Annotated in this window: 19 protein-coding genes; 18 read left to right on the top strand and 1 reads right to left on the bottom strand. The window is 63.3% G+C overall.

Translation table 11 applies throughout. The annotated features are described in order from the left end of the window. Positions 1-95: 95 nt before the first annotated feature. The 6 genes from AC0L26_RS23535 (at position 96) to AC0L26_RS23510 (ending at position 6,932) form a co-directional block, all read left to right on the top strand. Positions 96-1,736 (top strand): ABC transporter substrate-binding protein, encoded by a 1,641-nt coding sequence (locus AC0L26_RS23535; protein ID WP_473634861.1) that lies wholly within the window; start codon positions 96-98, stop codon positions 1,734-1,736. An 18-nt stretch (positions 1,737-1,754) separates the two neighbouring features. Continuing rightward, the gene (locus AC0L26_RS23530; protein ID WP_473634727.1) at positions 1,755-2,822 is read left to right on the top strand and encodes an ABC transporter permease; all 1,068 of its coding nucleotides are present in this window, start codon (positions 1,755-1,757) and stop codon (positions 2,820-2,822) included. Continuing rightward, positions 2,819-3,739 carry a nickel transporter permease gene (gene nikC, locus AC0L26_RS23525; RefSeq protein WP_352934111.1) on the top strand — a complete coding sequence of 307 codons (921 nt, stop codon included), beginning with the start codon at positions 2,819-2,821 and terminating at the stop codon, positions 3,737-3,739. Before AC0L26_RS23530 ends, nikC begins: the two co-directional genes overlap by 4 nt. Next, positions 3,736-4,581: an ABC transporter ATP-binding protein gene (locus tag AC0L26_RS23520; RefSeq protein ID WP_473634726.1), complete on the top strand. Its 846-nt coding sequence runs from the start codon at positions 3,736-3,738 to the stop codon at positions 4,579-4,581. Before nikC ends, AC0L26_RS23520 begins: the two co-directional genes overlap by 4 nt. Then, positions 4,578-5,327: an ABC transporter ATP-binding protein gene (locus tag AC0L26_RS23515; protein ID WP_473634725.1), complete on the top strand. Its 750-nt coding sequence runs from the start codon at positions 4,578-4,580 to the stop codon at positions 5,325-5,327. The genes AC0L26_RS23520 and AC0L26_RS23515 overlap by 4 nt, the downstream gene beginning before the upstream one ends. Before the next feature lie 327 nt (positions 5,328-5,654). Then, entirely contained in the window at positions 5,655-6,932 is a 1,278-nt protein-coding gene (locus tag AC0L26_RS23510) for a 4-aminobutyrate--2-oxoglutarate transaminase (RefSeq protein WP_473634724.1), read from the top strand. Between the two features lie 9 nt (positions 6,933-6,941). Here the strand turns inward: AC0L26_RS23510 and AC0L26_RS23505 are convergent, their stop codons facing one another. Further along, complete coding sequence (locus tag AC0L26_RS23505; RefSeq protein WP_473634723.1) at positions 6,942-8,192, bottom strand: NAD(P)/FAD-dependent oxidoreductase; 1,251 nt, start codon at positions 8,190-8,192, stop codon at positions 6,942-6,944. A 454-nt stretch (positions 8,193-8,646) separates the two neighbouring features. Here AC0L26_RS23505 and AC0L26_RS23500 point away from each other — a divergent pair, with 454 nt between their 5' ends. From AC0L26_RS23500 to ybeY, 12 genes are all read left to right on the top strand, one after another. Further along, positions 8,647-9,936 (top strand): imelysin family protein, encoded by a 1,290-nt coding sequence (locus tag AC0L26_RS23500; protein WP_473634860.1) that lies wholly within the window; start codon positions 8,647-8,649, stop codon positions 9,934-9,936. Between the two features lie 133 nt (positions 9,937-10,069). After that, the gene (locus AC0L26_RS23495; RefSeq protein ID WP_065005901.1) at positions 10,070-10,381 is read left to right on the top strand and encodes a (2Fe-2S)-binding protein; all 312 of its coding nucleotides are present in this window, start codon (positions 10,070-10,072) and stop codon (positions 10,379-10,381) included. Continuing rightward, positions 10,347-10,832 carry a bacterioferritin gene (gene bfr, locus AC0L26_RS23490; RefSeq protein ID WP_126037586.1) on the top strand — a complete coding sequence of 162 codons (486 nt, stop codon included), beginning with the start codon at positions 10,347-10,349 and terminating at the stop codon, positions 10,830-10,832. Before AC0L26_RS23495 ends, bfr begins: the two co-directional genes overlap by 35 nt. Before the next feature lie 12 nt (positions 10,833-10,844). Next, positions 10,845-12,452, top strand: coding sequence for a di-heme oxidoreductase family protein (locus AC0L26_RS23485; RefSeq protein ID WP_473634722.1), 1,608 nt, complete (start codon positions 10,845-10,847; stop codon positions 12,450-12,452). A gap of 125 nt (positions 12,453-12,577) precedes the next feature. Continuing rightward, complete coding sequence (locus tag AC0L26_RS23480; RefSeq protein WP_473634859.1) at positions 12,578-13,633, top strand: imelysin family protein; 1,056 nt, start codon at positions 12,578-12,580, stop codon at positions 13,631-13,633. Positions 13,634-13,635: 2 nt separating this feature from the next. Beyond that, on the top strand, positions 13,636-14,766 hold the full coding sequence (locus tag AC0L26_RS23475; RefSeq protein WP_473634721.1) for a DUF1513 domain-containing protein: 1,131 nt from the start codon (positions 13,636-13,638) through the stop codon (positions 14,764-14,766). A 157-nt stretch (positions 14,767-14,923) separates the two neighbouring features. After that, a complete protein-coding gene (tsaB, locus tag AC0L26_RS23470) occupies positions 14,924-15,616 on the top strand; it encodes a tRNA (adenosine(37)-N6)-threonylcarbamoyltransferase complex dimerization subunit type 1 TsaB (protein WP_473634720.1) in 693 nt (230 codons plus the stop codon). Beyond that, positions 15,616-16,110: a ribosomal protein S18-alanine N-acetyltransferase gene (rimI, locus tag AC0L26_RS23465; protein ID WP_352934077.1), complete on the top strand. Its 495-nt coding sequence runs from the start codon at positions 15,616-15,618 to the stop codon at positions 16,108-16,110. Before tsaB ends, rimI begins: the two co-directional genes overlap by 1 nt. Before the next feature lie 117 nt (positions 16,111-16,227). Then, complete coding sequence (olsA, locus tag AC0L26_RS23460; RefSeq protein WP_354489088.1) at positions 16,228-17,028, top strand: lyso-ornithine lipid O-acyltransferase; 801 nt, start codon at positions 16,228-16,230, stop codon at positions 17,026-17,028. 120 nt (positions 17,029-17,148) lie between these two features. Then, positions 17,149-18,558 carry a tRNA (N6-isopentenyl adenosine(37)-C2)-methylthiotransferase MiaB gene (gene miaB, locus AC0L26_RS23455; RefSeq protein WP_473634719.1) on the top strand — a complete coding sequence of 470 codons (1,410 nt, stop codon included), beginning with the start codon at positions 17,149-17,151 and terminating at the stop codon, positions 18,556-18,558. Between the two features lie 82 nt (positions 18,559-18,640). Beyond that, on the top strand, positions 18,641-19,633 hold the full coding sequence (locus AC0L26_RS23450; protein ID WP_473634718.1) for a PhoH family protein: 993 nt from the start codon (positions 18,641-18,643) through the stop codon (positions 19,631-19,633). Between the two features lie 6 nt (positions 19,634-19,639). Beyond that, positions 19,640-20,146: an rRNA maturation RNase YbeY gene (gene ybeY / locus AC0L26_RS23445; RefSeq protein ID WP_473634717.1), complete on the top strand. Its 507-nt coding sequence runs from the start codon at positions 19,640-19,642 to the stop codon at positions 20,144-20,146. Positions 20,147-20,156 lie beyond the last annotated feature (10 nt).

The raw sequence follows: 20,156 nt of genomic DNA, 5'->3' as shown, positions 1-20,156 counted from the left end.
ACAACGGTCCGGGGCGGCCGTCGTTCGGCCAGGCAAAGAACGCTGCAACCTGAGCCGGGAACTCAGGTCAACAAAAACAGGGAACAATTAAAATGATGATGGAAAAGCTTGCTCTACGCACCCGCTTCCTGCTTACGGGTGCGGCCATGTCCGCGCTGCTTCTGGCCGGTGCTCCTGCCCTTGCGGTCACGCCCGCCGACACGCTGGTCGAGGGTTTCGCCATCGACGACATCATCTCCATGGATCCGGGCGAGGCCTTCGAACTGTCGACCGCAGAGGTCACGGGCAACACCTACGATCTTCTTGTCCGCCTCGATCTCAGCGATACGTCCAAGGTCAAAGGCGACCTCGCTGAAAGCTGGGCTGTCTCCGACGACAGCCTGGTCTACACCTTCAAGCTCAAGCCCGGCCTGAAATTTGCGTCAGGCAATCCGATCACCGCGGCCGACGTCGCCTATTCGTTCGAGCGCGTTATCAAGCTCGACAAAAGCCCGGCCTTTATCATCGGGCAGTTCGGCATCAATGGCGACAACGTCACCGAGAAGGCCAAGGCCGTCGATGACACGACGTTCCAATTCACCGTCGACAAGGCCTATGCGCCGAGCTTCGTCCTGAACTGTCTCTCGGCAACGGTCGCCTCGGTCGTCGATGCCAAGGTGGTCAAGGAACATGTCGCCGCGGTCACGCCCAGCGACGACTATAAATACGACAACGACTTCGGCAATGCCTGGCTGAAGACCGGCTATGCCGGCTCCGGCGCCTTCAAGCTGCGCGAATGGCGGGCCAACGAAGTCGTCGTCATGGAGCGCAACGACAATTATCACGGCGAAAAAGCCAAGCTTGCCCGCGTCATCTATCGCAACATGAAGGAAAGCTCGGGCCAGCGCCTGGCGCTCGAGGCCGGCGACATCGACGTCGCCCGCAATCTCGAGCCGAACGACCTCGACGCCATTGCCAAGAATGCCGATCTTACCACCACCAGCGCGCCGAAGGGCACGGTCTACTACATCAGCCTCAATCAGAAGAACCCGAACCTCGCCAAGCCAGAGGTTCGCCAGGCCTTCAAATATCTGGTCGACTACGACGCCTTGAGCACGACCATTCTCAAGGGCATCGGCGAGATCCACCAGAGCTTCTTGCCGAAAGGCGTACTTGGCGAGCTGGACGAGAATCCGTTCAAATTCGACGTCGCCAAGGCCAAGGAACTGCTTGCCAAGGCCGGCTTGGCCGACGGCTTCAGCGTCACCATGGACGTGCGCAACACCCAGCCGGTGACCGGCATGGCGGAATCGTTCCAGCAGACGCTGGGACAGGCCGGCGTCAAGCTGGAGATCATTCCCGGCGACGGCAAGCAGACCTTGACCAAATACCGCGCCCGCAACCACGACATCTATATCGGCCAGTGGGGCCAGGATTATTTCGATCCGAACTCCAACGCCCAGACCTTCGCCAGCAACCCCGACAATTCGGATGAAGGCAAGACCAAGACGCTTGCCTGGCGCAACGCCTGGGACATTCCGGACTTGACCAAGGAGACGGAAGCGGCCCTGCTCGAGAAGGATCCGGCCAAGCGCGCCGCAATGTACCAGGATCTGCAGAAGAAGATCCTCGAGACCAGCCCTTTCATCATCGTTCACCAGCAGCTGGAAGTGGCCGGCCTGCGCAAGAACCTCAAGGGTTTCGCGCTCGGCCCGAGCTTCGACACCAACTTCGTCGGCCAGATCTCCAAGGAATGATGCCGGCGGACGCGCCGCATGAGCACTGTTGAAAGCGAAGCGACGGCAGGGCACGGTAGCGCCCGTGCCGTCGCTGTCGCGTCGTCGATCGCCCGTTTCCTGGTCATCGCGATAACCACCTATCTCGGGCTTCTCGCGGTGACCTTCTTCATCGGCCGGGTGATCCCGATCGACCCGGTGCTGGCGGTGCTCGGCGACCGGGCGCCGGCCAATGTCGTCGAGCGCACACGCCGCGAGATGGGGCTCGACCTGCCGCTGATCGAGCAGTTCTACATCTATGTGAAGAACGCCCTGAATGGTGATTTCGGCACCTCGGTGCTGACCACCAATCCTGTGATGACCGACATCCGCCGCGCCTTTCCGGCGACGATCGAACTGGCAACGCTGGGAACGCTGATCGGTGCACTCATCGGCGTGCCGCTTGGCGTGCTCGCCGCCGTCAAGCGCGGCAGCATCATCGACCAGGTCGTGCGGATCATCGGCCTGGTTGGTTATTCCGTGCCGATCTTCTGGTTGGGACTGCTGGCCCTCGTGCTGTTCTATGCCAGGCTGCAATGGGTGGCATTTCCGGGCCGCCTCGATATCGTCTACGAATACACCTTCACGCCGATCACCGGCTTCTATCTTCTGGATGCGCTGTGGCAGCGGCAGTGGGATGTGTTTCGCGATGCCTTCCGCCACATCATCCTGCCGGCCTCGCTGCTTGGCTATTTCTCGCTCGCCTATATCAGCCGGATGACTCGCTCGTTCATGCTGAACGAGCTTGCCCAGGAATATATCGTCGCGGCGCGCGCCAAGGGCCTGTCGGAAACACGCATCATCTGGGGCCACGCGCTGCGCAACGCGGCGGTGCCGATGGTCACCGTGATTGCGCTTTCCTATGCTGGCCTGCTCGAAGGCTCGGTGCTGACCGAGACCGTGTTTTCGTGGCCGGGCATCGGCCTCTATATCACCAATTCCCTGCAGAACGCTGATATGAACGCCGTGCTCGGCGGCACCATCGTCATCGGCTCGGTCTTCATCGGCATCAACCTCCTGTCCGACCTGCTCTACCGGGTGCTCGATCCAAGGACCAAGGTACGATGAGCGCTGAGACGATCCAGAGCCGTCGCGACTGGCTGCTCAGCGAGCGGCCGGCCTCGCGCATGCAGGCAAGGCTCGGCCGCGCCTATGTGGCGTGGCGACGTTTTTCCGCCAACCGGCTGGCGTTTCTCGGCCTGCTCATCATCATCGCTTTGCTGGTGGTCGCCGCCCTTGCCAATGTGCTGGCTCCCTATTCGCCGACATTCGGCGACCTCAAGGGCTCGCGCCTGCTGGCGCCGAGTGCCGAGCACTGGTTCGGCACCGACGATCTCGGCCGCGACATCTTTTCGCGCGTCATCTTCGGCTCAAGATGGACGCTCTACGTCGTCATTCTCGTCGCCGTCATCGCCGCCCCTATCGGCCTGCTGGTCGGCACCGTCGCCGGCTATGCCGGCGGCTGGATCGATGCGATCCTGATGCGCATCACCGACATCTTTCTGGCCTTTCCGAAGCTGATCCTGGCGCTGGCCTTCGTCGCCGCACTTGGCCCCGGCATCGAGAATGCGGTGCTCGCCATCGCCATCACCTCATGGCCGCCTTATGCGCGAATTGCCCGTGCCGAGACGCTGACCGTGCGCAATTCGGATTACATCAAGGCGGTGCAATTGATGGGGGCTTCGCCGTTCCGCATCGTTCTGCGCCACATCATGCCGCTCTGCATCTCGTCGCTGATCGTCAGGGTGACGCTCGACATGGCCGGCATCATCCTGACCGCCGCCGGTCTCGGCTTCCTCGGGCTCGGCGCGCAGCCGCCGCTGCCGGAATGGGGCGCGATGATCGCGTCGGGCCGCCGCTTCGTGCTCGACCAGTGGTGGGTCGCCGGCGCACCGGGCTTTGCCATCCTCATCGTCAGCCTCGGCTTCAACCTGCTTGGCGACGGCCTGCGCGACGCGCTCGACCCCCGCAGTGGTGATCAATGAGCGGCAAGACGACGACGCTTCTGGAGGTAGACGATCTGCGCGTCACCTTTCCGACGCGCACCGGCCGGATCGAGGCGGTACGCGGCGTCTCCTTCTCGCTTCGCCGCGAACGGCTTGGCATCGTTGGTGAATCCGGCTCCGGCAAGTCGCAGACCGGCCGCGCCATCATGGGCCTGACCCCGCCGCAGGCCGAGGTCACCGCCAACAAACTTGCCTTCGACGGCATCGATCTGCTCGCGGCCCCGCCCCGCGAACGCCGGGCGCTGCGCGGCAAACGCATCGCCATGATCCTGCAGGATCCGAAATACTCGCTCGATCCGGTGATGAGCATCGGCCGCCAGATCGTCGAGACGCTGCGCACGCATGAGAAGGTCGGCAAGGCCGAAGCCCGCGACCGCGCGCTCGCCATGCTGGAGGCGGTGCAGATCCGCGATCCCGCCCGGGTTTTCGACCTGCATCCGCACGAGGTTTCGGGCGGCATGGGCCAGCGCGCCATGATCGCCATGATGCTGATCGCCGGTCCCGAGATGATGATTGCCGACGAGCCGACTTCGGCGCTCGACGTCACCGTGCAGCTCGACGTGCTCGGCATCCTCGACCGGCTGGTCAGCGAGCGCGGCATGGGGCTGATCTTCATCTCGCACGATCTGCGCCTGGTTTCCTCCTTCTGCGACCGGGTGATCGTCATGTATGCCGGCAAGGTGATCGAGCAGCTCAAGGCGTCGGAACTCGGCCGTGCCCAGCATCCCTATACACGCGGCTTGCTCAATTGCATGCCCAAGATCGGCGCCGACCGCCACCCGCTGCCGGTGCTCGACCGCAAGCCGGAGTGGGTGGCATGACGGCAGCACTTTCCGTCGACAGGCTGGAGGTGATCTTCGACCGGTTTCGCGCGCTGAAGGGCGTCAGCCTCGACGTGCTGTCAGGCGAATCCTTCGGCCTGGTCGGCGAATCCGGCTCCGGCAAATCGACGCTGCTCAGGGCAATCGCCGGCCTCGCACCGGCCGCTTCGGGCAGCATCACCGTCAACGGAAAAAGACTCGGCGCGCGCCGTGACAAGGCTTTCTATCGCGAGGTGCAGATGGTCTTCCAGGACCCTTACGGCTCGCTGCATCCGCGCCAGACCGTCGACCGGCTGCTGCAGGAGCCGCTCGCCATCCACGGCTTTGCCGATAGTGAAAAGCGCATCCAGCGGGCGCTCGACGAGGTCGGCCTGGGAACCGGCTTCCGCTTCCGCTATTCGCATCAATTGTCGGGCGGTCAGCGCCAGCGCGTGGCAATCGCGCGTGCCCTGATCCTCGAACCCTCGATCCTGCTGCTCGACGAGCCGACCTCGGCGCTCGATGCTTCGGTGCAGGCGGAAGTGCTCAACCTGCTGGAAGAGGTTCGGCGGCGGCGCAAGCTGACCTTCCTGATGGTCAGCCACGACCTCGCCATCATCACCCATATGTGCGAGCGGCTGATGGTCATGCAGAGCGGCGAGGCGGTGGAGAATCTGAGCGCGAACGACCTTGTCAAGCGGCACGTGACCAAGGACTATACGCGCAATCTGTTGCGGGCGAGTGAGGGGTTCGTGCGGACGGCTTGAGTCAATACAGCTGTCCACGTCGCATTCCTTCGCGCCCCCCTCTGGCCTGCCGGCCATCTCCCCCACGGGTGGGGAGATTGGCTGTCATTGATGATTTCGCTAATCGCGAACGTTGCAGCAGGAGTGCCGTCGACGGAGCTGCCAATCTCCCTCCTTGTGGGGGAGATGGCCGGCAGGCCAGAGGGGGCGCGAAGGAACACGACATTAACGGCGACAGGCCCAATGACACGGCGGCGGTGCCAACTTGAGGAATGTATGAAATAAGGTCAGAACAACTCCCAGCAGTCATCCAAACGAGAACGGGCGCCGGCCCGGCGAGGGGCGAAAATGAAGAATTCAGCCATTTCCGAACGCAAGAACCAGTCGATTTCGCGCGGCGTCGGCATGACCACGCAGATCTATGCCGACCGCGCCGAAAATTCGGAAATCTGGGATGTCGAAGGCCGCCGCTACATCGATTTCTCGTCGGGTATCGCGGTCGTTAACACCGGCCATCGTCACCCGAAGGTGATCGAGGCGGTCAAGGCGCAGCTCGACCGCTTCACCCATACCTGCCATCAGGTGGTGCCATATGAGAGCTATGTCAGGCTGGCCGAGCGGCTGAACGGCATGCTGCCGGGCAAATTCGACAAGAAGACGATCTTCGTCACCACCGGCGCCGAGGCGGTGGAGAATGCCATCAAGATCGCCCGCAACGCCACCGGCCGGCCGGCGGTCATCGCCTTTGCCGGCGGCTTCCATGGCCGCACCTTCATGGGCATGGCGCTGACCGGCAAGGTCGTACCCTACAAGGTCGGCTTCGGCGCCATGCCGGCGGATGTCTTCCACGCGCCGTTCCCGGTGGCGCTGCACGGGGTCTCGGTCGCCGATTCGCTGGCGGCGCTCGACCGGCTGTTCAAGGCCGATGTCGATCCGGCCCGCGTCGCCGCCATCATCGTCGAGCCGGTGCAGGGCGAGGGCGGCTTCTACGAGGCGCCGCGCGAGTTCATGACGGCGCTGCGCAAGATCTGCGACCAGCACGGCATGCTGTTGATCGCCGACGAGGTGCAGACCGGCTTTGCCCGCACCGGCAAGATGTTCGCCATGGATCATCACGAGGTGGCGCCCGACATTACCACCATGGCAAAAAGCCTGGCCGGCGGCTTCCCGCTATCGGCGGTCACCGGCCGCGCCGAGATCATGGATGCGCCGAACCCCGGCGGGCTTGGCGGCACCTATGGGGGCAGTCCGATCGGCGTTGCCGCAGCACACGCCGTGCTCGACGTCATCGACGAGGAAAATCTCTGCGACCGCGCCAACACGCTGGGCAACCGGCTGAAGCAGCGGCTGCAATCGATCCGCGACGACGCACCGGAGATTGTCGATATCAGAGGCCCTGGCTTCATGAACGCGGTCGAGTTTAACGATGTGAAAAAGGGCTTGCCGTCGGCCGAGATCGCCAATGCGGTCCGGCTGAAGGCGCTCGACAAGGGCCTGATCCTGCTCACTTGCGGCGTCTACGGCAATGTCATCCGCTTCCTCGCGCCGATCACCATCCAGGACGGCGTCATGAACGAAGCGCTCGATATCCTGGAAAGCTCGATCCGCGAAGTTCCCGCCGCCTGAACGATACGGCTATTCGGCGGCGCGGACAGGCTCTTCCAGCTGGAAGGCGGCGAGCGCCGCCTTCAGTCCGTCCGGTCCCGTCGCAACCGTCTGCGGCGTCGGCGAGAAGCCGGCGCCGAGCATCTTGCGGCCAAGCATATGATCGCCGGGCCGGTTGACCGATTCGATGCCGAGCAGACGATTTCCAGCATAGTGATAGATGGAGAATTTGTTCTCGTTGACGTCGCCCAGCACGACATGGTTGTCGCCGCCCGAAATCAGGCCGACCATCTGCAGCTTCATGTCGCCGATATCGGACCAGAACCATGGCACCGCCGCAAAGGCGTCCGCATGGCCGAGGATGGTGCGCGCGGCAAGACGCGCCTGGTCGGTCGCATTCTGCACCGATTCCAGCCGCACATCGCTGCCGGTGAGCCAGTGCCGGTAGGAAGCGGCATCGCCGATGGCGAGGATTTCAGGCACCGACGTGCGCATCTGCGGGTCGACGCGGATGCCGTTGCCGATCGTGATGCCTGCTGCCTCGGCCAGTTCGACATTCGGCACGACGCCGATGCCGATGATGACCATCTGCGCCGGCAGGCGCTCACTGGATGCGGTGATTGCAGCCGAGACACGGCCGTTCTCGCCTTCCAGCCGCGCGATCGTGGTGCCGGTGAGGATGCGCACACCGGTTGTTTCCAGCCGCTGCCGCACGTGGTTCGCGATGACCGGCGCCACCGCCCGGCCGAGCAGCCGGTCGACCGCCTCGACCACGGTGACCTTGCGGCCGGCCGCTTTGAGCGTCGCGGCGATCTCCAGCCCGATAAAGCCGCCGCCGAGGATGACGACATCCTCGCTTTGCGCGCTCAATTCGCGGACCAGGCGCGCGTCGGCGAGCGAGCGCAGCGACACAACGCCCGAAAAATCCGAACACGGCAGCGACAGGATGCGCGGTCGCGAACCGGTCGCCAGGATGAGCCGGTCGAACGGCAGCATGCCACCTGATATTTCGAGCCTGCGGCCGCCGGCATCGATGCGATCGATGCGAATGCCCGGCCGGTAGTCGATCGCGCTGCCGGTATAAAAGGCCTCGCCGCGCAGCGGCTGCGGTTTGGCCTCTTGATCCTTGATGAAGGTCTTCGACAGCGGCGGCTTGTGGTAGGGCAGCTCTTTCTCGTCGCCGACCAGGATCACGGGCCCGTCGTAACCGTCCTCGCGCAGGCTGGCGGCCGCTTGCACGCCCGCATGACCCGCACCGACAATGACCACACCGTTTTTCATCGTAGCCCCAATTCCTTGATCCAAGTCTAGGACGTCTCGCCAAGTGGCAATTGTCTGACGCCGCCGCAAGACCGCCTTTGCAAGTCGCACCCGGAACGGCGGTCCGCCAAGAGTGCTGTTCAATGACGGCACAATACATGCAGCTAAAGTTGACACTTGCAGTTTAGAATAATTCTAAACTGTTGTTTCGATTGGCTTTTCTTTCTGAAATTGATTGACTTCCGGTGCCTTCATCGCTTTATGGAAGCTTGCGTGTCAAGCGCATCCCTTTGATGTCTGGGCCTTGAACCCTTTCGATTGGAGGCATTTCGATGTCTTTCTTCCGCAAACCGCGCTATGCCGCGGCCTGTTTCTCGCCCAATGGCATGGACCTGCCTTGGCGCCGATTGCCTGCCGACGCGCCTTTGGCGCCGGCATTTCACTGAATTCCGAGGAGATGACAATCATGAGAGCGATGATCACGGCACGGTATGGCAGGCTCGCCGCGATCGGCGCCACGGCGGCCTTGACGGCGGCGATATTCGTGTTGCCTGCCAAAGCGGAGACCGATGCCAAGGCGGTCATCAAGACCTATTCCGACATTGCGCTCGCCAAATATGAGGATTCGCTGACCACGGCGCAGGCCCTCGACAAGGCTGTCGATGCGCTGCTCGCCAAGCCTTCGGTGGAAACGCTGACTGCCGCCCGCGAGGCCTGGAGGGCGTCGCGCGTTCCTTATCAGCAGACCGAAGTCTACCGCTTCGGCAACGCCATTGTCGACGATTGGGAAGGCAAGGTGAATGCCTGGCCGCTGGACGAAGGCCTGATCGATTATGTCGCCGCCGGCTACGGCACCGAGTCGGACGCCAATGCGCTCTACACCGCCAACGTGATCGCCAACAAGTCGATCGAGGTCGACGGCAAGAAGATCGACGCCACCAATCTTACTCCGGAATTCCTCTCCGGCACGCTGCAGGAGGCCGGCGGCATCGAGGCCAATGTGGCAACGGGGTATCACGCCATCGAATTCCTGCTGTGGGGCCAGGACCTGCACGGCACCGACCCGGGCGCCGGCGAACGGCCCTATACGGACTATGATCTCGCCAATTGCACCGGTGGCAATTGCGATCGTCGCGCGCAGTACCTGAAGTCGGCGAGCGAGCTTCTGGTTTCCGATCTGCAGGACATGGTCAATGACTGGAAGGAAGGCGGCGCCGCCCGCAAGAACCTTGCCGATGGCGAACCGAAAGCCGGCATTTCGACCATCCTCACCGGCATGGGCTCGCTGTCCTACGGCGAACTCGCGGGCGAGCGCATGAAGCTCGGCCTGCTGCTGCATGATCCGGAAGAGGAGCATGATTGCTTCTCCGACAACACCTACGATTCCCATCTTTACGACGCCGTCGGCATTCGCGCCGCCTATCGTGGCAGCTACACGCGCCTCGACGGCACCGTCGTCGAAGGCCCCTCGGTATCCGACATGGTCAAGGAGGCCGATCCGGCGATCGACAAGGAACTGTCGGACAAGCTCGATGTTACCGTCGCCAAGATGGAAGCCATCAAGGCACGGGCGCTTGATGGCGAGGCCTACGACCAGCAGATCGGAGAAGGCAACACCGAAGGCAACGCCACCGTGCAGGCGGCGATCGACGCGCTGGTCGACCAGACCAAGTCGATCGAACGCGCCGTCGGCACCCTGAAACTCAATGCCATCGCGTTCGAGGGCTCCGACAGCCTCGATGCGCCAGACAAGGTGTTCCAGTAAGGCGTCAAGGGCCTTGAGCACGATCTCGAACCGAAGGTCCGCGTAACCGAAAAGTGGAAACCGGTTTTCGGTTCGATTGAGAAAATAAGCCACACGGCGCCGAGCACGCGCCGTCAGCCATACAGAGCAAATAATGCTGATCTGCCATTGCAACATCATCACCGAAAAGGAGATTGAGCAGACGATCGTCGGGCTGCTGGATCAGGATCCCTGGCAACTTATCGTGCCGGCGAAGATCTATCATGCTATGCAGAAACGTGGTCGCTGTTGCGGCTGCTTCCCAAATGTGGTCGAAACGATCATTCGGGTAACCGAAAATTACCACGCCCGCTCGGAGGCGAGCGGCGTGGATGTCGTTTCACACCTGGATCGCGTCAGAGGCCTGCGCGTCCAATACGGGAGCAGAACCCATGAAAGGCGAACAGCAGATCATAGAGCGGCTTAACGAGGCTCTATTTCTGGAACTTGGAGCAGTGAATCAGTACTGGGTGCATTTCCGGCTGCTGGAAGACTGGGGCTACGCCAAGCTGGCGAAGAAGGAACGCGCAGAATCGATCGAGGAGATGCACCATGCCGACAGGCTTGTTGCCCGCATCATCTTCCTTGAGGGTCATCCGAACCTGCAGTCGGTAGCGCCGCTGCGCATCGGACAGAATGTCAAGGAAGTGCTCGAATCCGATCTTGCCGGCGAATACGACGCGCGCACTGCCTACAAACGGTCGCGCGAGATTTGTGAAGAAGCAGGCGACTACGTGACGATGAAGCTGTTCGAGGATCTGCTGTCAGACGAGGAAGGTCACATCGACTTCCTCGAGACGCAACTCGACCTGCTCGCCTCGATCGGCGAGGAAAAATATGGCCAGCTCAACGCCGCATCGGCCGACGAGGCGGAATAGGGACATGCGGGAATGCGGCGCCCCTTAGATTTCTTGCGCCGCTTGCGGCGGGCCGAGGATTGCGGCCTGCCGTCCCAGCAAAACCCGCGACACAGATGGCTTCGCGGGCTTTCGCTTGCCGTAGTGGTTGCGCTGACGGCCTCGGCGCTGGCCGGCGCACCCGAACCGGCCGGCCTCGCCACCAGCCGCACCGATCTGACGCCGAAGGATCTGGCGCGCGTCATTGCCATCACAAAGCCGACCAGGGATTTTGCCAAGCCCGAGCAGTTCGAGCCGATGCAGGGCGGCGCCGGCACATCGCGCAAAGATGCCAACAAGGACGCTTTCTCGCAATCCTCGGCCAATATCACCTTCGAGGAAGAGGGCACCTTCAAGCTCGGCAATGCCCTTTTCCGCAAGAACTGGGTGTCATCGCCCTCTTCGACGCAGGCATCAGACGGGCTTGGTCCGCTGTTCAACGAACGGGCGTGCCAGAATTGCCATCTGAAGGATGGTCGCGGTCATCCGCCGGAAGGCGACAGCGCGACCACCTCGATGTTCCTGCGGCTGGCGCGGCAGGCGAGCACCGAGGAGGAGAAAGCAACGCTGGCCGCCCGCAAGGTGCTCAACTTCCCCGATCCGGTCTATGGCTCGCAATTGCAGGACCTGGCCGTTCCGGGCCTTCGCGGCGAAGGCAGGATGCGTGTCGACTATCAGGAGCAGAAAGTCACGCTGCCGGACGGCATCGTGGTTTCGCTGCGCAAGCCGAGCTATTCGGTCGATGATCTCGCCAACGGACCGCTCGATTCGCGCACCACGCTTTCGCCGCGCCTGACGCCGCCGATGATCGGCCTCGGTCTGGTCGAGCAGATCGCCCCGGCGGACATTCTCGCCCATGCCGATCCGGACGATCGGAATAGTGATGGCATTTCCGGCAAGCCCAACATCGTACGCGACAGCCAGAGCGGCGAGCCGACGATCGGCCGCTTCGGCTGGAAGGGGCAGACCCCATCGATCCGCCAGCAAGCAGCGGACGCATTCGCCGGCGACATCGGCATTTCGACGCCGGAAGTGCCGAACCACTGGGGCGATTGCAGCGCGGCCGAAAAGGCATGTCTTGCCATGCCAAACGGCGTGCAGGAGCGCCTCGGCCCGGTCGAGGCGCCGCCGCCGGTCATGGATCTCGTCACCTTTTATTCGCAAAACCTCGCTGTGCCGGAGCGGCGCGATCTCGACAAGCCCGAAGTGCTGGCCGGCAAGAAGCTGTTCTACGACATGGGCTGCATTTCCTGCCATACGCCGAAATTCGTCACCCGTCGCGGCACCCCCAATAAGGCGCAGGCCTTCCAATTGATCTGGCCCTATTCCGACTTTCTGCTGCATGACATGGGGCCCGGGCTCGCCGACGGGCAGGCGGTGGGCGAGGCTACCGGCAGCGAATGGCGCACGCCGCCGCTGTGGGGCCTCGGTCTTACCGAGACCGTCAACGGCAACAGCTTTTTCCTGCATGACGGGCGCGCGCGCACCCTGGCCGAGGCGATCCTGTGGCATGGCGGCGAGGGGCAGAAGGCGAGCGACCGCTTTGCCGCCGCCGATGCGGCCGATCGCGACGCGCTGGTCAAATTTCTGGAGTCGTTGTGATGTCGGAGCGTCTAAGCTGGTTCCGCAAAAGTGTCCCACGGTTTTGCGGCAAGAACCTGCGACAAACAAAAGAATCTAAGCAGTCATTCGTGGGCCGGCCCACGAATGCCTGCCTAGCGCTTGCCATGGTTCTCCCGCTGATCCTCGCCGCCGCGTTGCCGGCGTCCGCCGCGGCCAAGGCCTCCGACGTGATACAGCGGGCGATCGACGGCTTTGTCCGCCCGGCCTATGCACGCCTGCATGACCATGCGGACAGTCTGACCAAGGCAATGCGCGCGCTTTGCGACGCGCCGTCGCAGGATCATCTCGATGCGGCGCGCACGGAATTCTCCGGCACCGTGGATGCCTGGTCGGTCGTGGAAATCATTCGCATTGGACCGATAACCGAGAACAACCGGCTGGAGCGCATGCTGTTCTGGCCGGACCGCAAAAGCATCGGCCTGAGACAGGTGCAGGCGGCGCTGGCCGGTAAAGATAAGACCGCTGCCGATCCGGCCCAGCTGGCGACAAAGAGTGTCGCCATGCAGGGGCTCGGCGCGTTGGAATTCGTGCTTTACGGTGATGGCGCCGAGCGGCTCGCCGACAAGGACGATCCCTATCGCTGCGCTTACGGCGCCGCAATTGCCGGCAACATCGAAGCGATTGCCGCCGACGTCAGCGACGCCTGGAACAAGCCAAACGGTTTTGCAGCGCTTTGGGCCAATCCGGGCCCGCAAAACGCGCTCTACCGCGACGGCACCGAAGCGGTGACCGAACTGGTCGGCGTCTTCATCAACGAGCTGGAAATGGTCCACGACGTGCGCCTGAAGGGCTTTCTGGGCAGCAATCCGCAAGCCGACAAGCCGAAACAGGCGATCTACTGGCGCTCGCAAAACACGGCGCGTTCGCTGACCGGCAATCTTTCGGGCATGGACGCGCTGTTTCAGGCCTCGCAGCTTGGCGATGCGCTGTCCCCTGACGCGCGCTGGATGGCGGAATCGATCCACATCCAGCTTGTCAACGGAGCTGCCGACGCCGCGGCCATCAGAGGTCCGATCGACAAGGCGCTCGCCGACCCGGCACTGCGCCAGAAGCTCGATCACTTCTCGCTGGTGACATCCAGCCTGACGACCCTGATCGGCACCAGGCTGACCGCCGAATTCGGCCTGACCGCCGGCTTCTCGTCGCTCGACGGCGACTGAGCGTGCGTACGCCGCTGATCGACCGCCGTGATTTCCTCAGAGCCGCAGGCATTGGCTTCGTAGCCACGATGGCGCCGTCGGCATGGGCGAAGACGCTTAGCACGGACGCCGTCTTCGCCACGGCTTTCGTCAAGCGCGACGGCAGCTATGGCGCGGCCATCCTGTCCGAGGCCGGCAAGGTCCTGCACACCATCGACCTGCCCGCCCGTGGTCACGACGTTACTTTCGATCCGGTGTCGAAGCGCTCCGTGGTCTTTGCCAGGCAACCCGGCACCTTCGCCGTGGTCTTCGACCACACAGGCCGCGATGAGCCGCTGACCATTGCCAGCGTCAGCGGCCGGCATTTTTTCGGCCACGGCGTGTTTTCGACCGACGGTGCGCTGCTTTACGCCACCGAGAACGATTTCGACAATGCCGCCGGCGTGGTCGGGATCTACGACGCGCGCGCGAAATTCAAGCGCATCGGTGAATTCCCAACCTACGGCATGGGCTCGCACGAACTTCTGCTGCTGGGCGACGGCAGGACGATTGCCGTCGCCAATGGCGGCATCGAAACCCATCCGGACTATGGCCGCGCCGAACTCAACATCGCGACGATGAAGCCTTCCTATGCGCTGGTCGACCGCCTCACCGGCGACCTCATCGAAAAGCACGAACCGCCGCCGGAGTTGCACCAGCTTTCGATCCGTCACATGGATGCCGATAAATCCGGCACGGTCTGGTTCGGCTGCCAGTACAGGGGACCAGGCACCGATCGTCCGCTGCTGGTCGGCCGCGCCGCGCGCGGCAAGGATCTGCAACTGCTCGACATGCCGCAGGACGTCCTTTCCGGCTTCCGGAACTACATCGGCTCGGTCGCCGCCAACCCCGCCGCCGGCACGGTTGCGGTATCCTCGCCGGAGGGCAACTCGCTTGCCGTGATCGATGCGGCCAGCGGCCGGATCGTCGCCACCAGCGCATTGGCCGAGGTCTGCGGCGTGGCACCCGATGGGGCGAACTTCATGGCGACGACGGGCACCGGCGAAATCGTCGAAGTGGGCGGCGCGACACGGTCTGAGCCGGACTATGTCTGGGACAATCACATGCTGCGCATCGAGCAGGCCGGTTACGCGCTTCCGGCACCGGTTCCCTAACGGTTACGTTCGCTGGAAGTTACCGTCTTCAGGCGAGGCCGAAACGAAGCCGTCAAACGATTTATGCATTATCCCCTTGCGGGGATGAGCCATGGCAGGCACAGGGAAATTGTTTTTCGAACCCTGTGCCCAAGCGGGTGCTCCAACCGGCCGTCTCATGAAGTTGCTTGCCATCGACTGTGCCGCCAATCTCTGCGCCGCCTGCGTCTACGACGCAGCGGCCGGGAAGGAGCTCGGCCGCTCGGTGCTCGATCTTGGCAAAGGCCATGCCGAGCATTTGATGGCCGTGATCGAAGAGGCGTTGAAGGCGGCCGGAACCGACTATGCCGGCGTCGGCGCCATCGCTGTCTCCACCGGGCCGGGCTCCTTCACCGGACTGCGCGTCGGGGTCTCGGCGGCGCGGGGCCTGGCGCTGGCGCTGAGAATCCCGGCGATCGGGGTGACGACGCTGGAAGCGCTGGCGGCGCAAGCGAAAGAGACCTTTCCCGGCCGCGCGGTGCTGGCCGCGCTCGACGCCGGCCGTGAGGAGATCCACGCCGCGCTTTACGACGAAGTGTCGGTCCTGCGCTATGGTCCGGCCGTGACGACGCTCTCGCACGCCGCCACTATTGCGGCGGGCAGCTTTCCGGTTCTGGCCGGCACGGCTGCCACGCAAATCGCTGTCTCGGCCGGGCGCGCCATCGACATCGGTCCGACTAGTGCCACGGCCGACATCGCCGTCTATGCCAGGCTGGCCGCCACCCAAATTGCCGGTGGGAAGCGCGAAGGCGAAAAGCCAAAGCCGCTTTATTTGCGCGGCGCCGACGCCAAGCCGCAGGCGGGCTTTACGCTGGCGAGGAAGAAAAACTGATGCGCATTCCTTTCTTCCAGCCGCGCCGCAGGGACTATGCGCTCGAGCCGTTGACGATTGCCGACAGCCCGGCCGTTTCGGTGCTGCACCGCGAGGATTTCGTTCGGCCTTGGACCGACGGCGAATTCGCCGCACTGCTCGAGCAGGACACGGTATTCGGCTATGCCGCGCGCGAAACCGGACAGGGTGCCAAGCCGCCGGTCGGCTTCGTGCTGGCGCGCCTGGCTGCCGGCGAAGGCGAGATCCTGACGGTCGCTGTGGCGCGCTCCCATCGCCGCCAGGGGCTCGGCTGGCAACTGATGGACGCCGTGCTGCGCGAACTGCATGCGCAACGCGCCGAGGCGCTTTTCCTAGAGGTCGACGAGACCAATGTCGCCGCGATCGCGCTCTACCGGCGGCTGGGATTCCGCGAGGTCGGCAAGCGTGCCAACTATTACAGGTCGCCCGAGCATGGCCCGACCGGAGCGCTTGTCATGCGCCGCGATCTTCGCTAGCGCAGGCCCGAAAGTGGACGCACGTCGTTCTAGAGCAATTCCAGGAAAAGTGTGGAGCGGTTTTCCGTCCGGAATTGCGCAAAAACAATCTAGAAACCGGGGCAGGGCCAGGACCGCATGATCGGAAAAATCAGGACTTTCCTGGCGATGGGCCTCGTCATCGCCGGCTCGTTGATCCTCGTGCCGTTGCAGATCCTGTCGATGAAGACCGGTTGGTGGCCGGAAACGTTCATCCTCAAGATCTGGCACCGGCTCATCATCCGGGCGCTGGGCATGCGCATCCATGTCAAGGGGACCTTGTCCAACCAGCGCCCACTATTGGTTGCGTCCAACCACATCTCCTGGACCGACATCATGGTGCTTGGCTCCATGGTCGATGTGAAGTTCATCGCCAGGGCTGACATGGAAGGGTGGCCATTGATCGGTATGCTGTCGAAGCTGCAGCGCACCGTCTTCATCGAGCGCGAGCGCAAACGCTCGTCGGGGGACCAGGCGAGCGAGATCGCCAACCGCATGGCCAAGGGCGACGCGATGGTGCTGTTCGCCGAAGGGTCGACCGGCGACGGCAATATGGTCCTGCCGTTCAAGAGCACGCTGTTCGGCGCCGCTTCGATGGCGATCTCCGAGGGCGCGGCGGAACAGGTCTTCATTCAGCCGGTGGCGATCGTCTACACGCGCCTGCACGGCGTGCCGCTCGGCCGCAGGCATCGGCCGATTGCCGCCTGGATCGGTGACGAGGATCTGATGCCGCACCTCAAGGTGCTGATGGCGGAAGGCGGGCTCGACGTCGAAGTGCATTTCGGCGAGCCGGTCGCCTTTTCAAAGGGCTCCAATCGCAAGGAGACGGCAAGGCTGATGGAAAGCCAGGTGCGTAACATGATGCGGGCGGCGCTCGCCGATCCACGCCCGAGCCGGTAAGCCGGAACGGTGGACCCAAATCAGAGTGCTACAGCGGCCTTGGCGCGTCCAAGAGGACGCGCGGCGCTGTAGGGCAGAATCGTCTGTTTTTTGTCACCAAAAGGCGTTAGAAGCCGCCGGATGGACATGAACACGATCACGATAGAGCCGGACGACATCGGTACTGCGGCCGAGGCCGCACCATCTGCCGCGACCAGAAAGGTCTTCCTCAAGACCTATGGTTGCCAGATGAACGTCTACGATTCGCAGCGTATGACCGACGCACTGGCCGCTGATGGCTATACGGCGACGGATGCCATCGGCGAGGCCGATCTGGTGCTGCTCAACACCTGCCATATCCGCGAGAAAGCCGCCGAAAAGGTCTATTCCGAACTCGGCCGCATTCGTGAGATGAAGGCCGAACGGGCGCGGGCCGGCCGCGAGATGCTGGTCGGTGTCGCCGGCTGCGTGGCGCAGGCAGAGGGGGCGGAGATCATCCGCCGCTCGCCGGCCGTCGATCTCGTCATTGGCCCGCAGACCTATCACCGGCTGCCTGACGTGCTGGCACGGGTGCGAGGCGGCGAAAAGATCGTCGAGACCGACTACGCCATCGAGGACAAGTTCGAGCATCTGCCGCAGCCGAAACGCGCCGAGATCATCAAGCGCGGCGTCACCGCATTCCTGACCGTGCAGGAAGGCTGCGACAAGTTCTGCACCTTCTGTGTCGTGCCCTATACCAGAGGCTCGGAAGTGTCGCGGCCGGTGGCGCAGATAGTGGCCGAGGCCGAGCGGCTGGCGCAAGCCGGCGTGCGTGAGGTGACGCTGCTTGGCCAGAACGTCAATGCCTGGCATGGCGAGGGCGAAAACGCCGAGGAATGGGGTCTTGGCCGCCTGCTGTTCCGGTTGGCCGAGATTCCCGGGCTGGCGCGCTTGCGCTACACCACAAGCCACCCGCGCGACATGGATGACGAATTGATCGCCGCCCACCGTGACTTGCCGGCGCTGATGCCCTATCTGCACTTACCTGTGCAATCGGGCTCCGACCGCATCCTGAAGGCGATGAACCGCAGGCATATGGCAAAGGACTATCTGACGCTGCTCGACCGGATCCGCGCCGCGCGGAGCGATATAGCGCTTTCGGGCGATTTCATCGTCGGCTTTCCCGGCGAGACCGAAGCGGATTTCGAGGCGACGATGGAGCTGGTGCGCCAGGTGAACTATGCCTCGGCCTTCTCGTTCAAATATTCACCCCGCCCTGGCACTCCGGGCGCAGAAATGGCCGATCACGTGCCGGAAGCCATCAAGGACGAGCGCCTGCAGCGGCTGCAGGCGCTGCTGTTGAAGCAGCAGCAGGATTTCGGCGCGAGCCTGGTCGGCAGCACCATCGACACGCTGATCGAGAAGCCGGGTCGCCAGGCCGGCCAGAAGGTCGGCCGCTCGCCGTGGCTGCAGCCGGTTATTGTTGATGAAAACTCCGGCGAAATCGGTGAGATTATCCAGGTACGAATCACGAAAACGGGTTACAACAGCCTGTTCGCCGAATTGGCCTGAGGTCTCGGCAGATGAGGAGAGACGGTTGAGCGCTGCGGAAGTGAAGAACCTGCCCCAGAACCTACCATCGGGGGCTTCGGATATGGCGCACATCGTTCTGACTTTCGACAACAACAAGCTTGCCAGCGCCCTTTATGGCCAGTTCGACGAGAATCTGGCCAGGCTCGAGCAGAAGCTTGGCGTCGATATCCGTTCGCGAGGCAACCAGCTGACCATCAAGGGCTCCGCCTCGGCCGCCGAGCAGGCGCGCCGCGCCCTGGATAATCTCTACGGTATTCTCCAGAAAGGCGCTGACATCGGCCAGTCGGACGTCGACGGTGCCGTACGCATGGCGATCGCCGCCGACGACCAGTTGACGCTGCCAACGCTGGAGCGCAAGGGCAAGGTGTCCGCCGCCCAGATATCGACGCGCAAGAAGACGATCTACGCCCGTTCACTCAACCAGGACGCCTATATGCGCGCGCTGGAGCGGTCCGAACTCGTCTTCGGCATCGGCCCGGCTGGTACGGGAAAAACCTTCCTGGCGGTGGCGCATGCGGCGATGCTGCTCGAACGCGGCATGGTTGAGCGCATCGTGCTGTCGCGGCCGGCCGTCGAGGCCGGCGAGCGGCTCGGCTTCCTGCCCGGCGACATGAAGGAGAAGGTCGATCCTTATCTCAGGCCACTTTACGACGCGCTTTACGAGATGATGCCGGCCGACAAGGTCGAGCGGGCGATTGCCGCCGAGGTGATCGAGATCGCGCCGCTGGCCTTCATGCGCGGCCGCACGCTGGCGCACTCCGCCGTGATCCTCGATGAGGCGCAGAACACCACACCGATGCAGATGAAGATGTTCCTGACCCGTCTCGGTGAGAACTCGCGCATGATTGTCACCGGCGATCCGACCCAGATCGACCTGCCGCAAAACACCAAATCCGGTCTGGTCGAGGCGCTCAGGATCCTCGACGGCGTCACCGGCATGGTGGCGGTGCGCTTCAACGAAGGCGACGTCGTCAGGCATCCGCTGGTCGCCGAGATCGTCAAGGCCTACGACCGCGACGGCAAGCTGGCCCGGGGCTTGGGCACCGAAGGCTGAGGCCTTATGGCTGAGGACAAAACGTTTGTAGGCGGGGATCTTCCGGTTCCCGTCGACATCGATATAGCAGTCGAAGCGGGCAGCTGGCCCGATGAGGCCGCGCTGACGCGGCTGGTCGATCGCGCTGTTACCGCTGCGTTTGCCGAAACCGGCGCTGCCGGGCGTTCCGAGCTCAGCATCGTCTTTTCTGACGATGCCCATATCCGCAACCTCAACGCCGGCTGGCGCGGCAAGGACAAACCGACCAACGTCCTGTCTTTCCCGGCTTTTCCGCTCGCGAAGGGCGGACCGCTACCGCCCATGCTGGGCGACATCGTGCTGGCCGCCGAGACCGTCGCGCGGGAGGCCGCACTGGAAGACAAGCCTCTCGACAACCATATCACCCATCTCGTCATTCACGGCCTGCTGCATTTGCTGGGCCACGATCACGAGACCGACGCCGAGGCCGAGGAAATGGAAGCCGTTGAACGCGCAGCGCTTGCGAGGCTTGCCATTCCCGATCCCTACGCGTAACTAAAAAGAT

It is taken from the genome of Mesorhizobium sp. WSM4823, from assembly GCF_055811195.1.
This window is presented reverse-complemented; position numbering and strand designations above follow the sequence as displayed.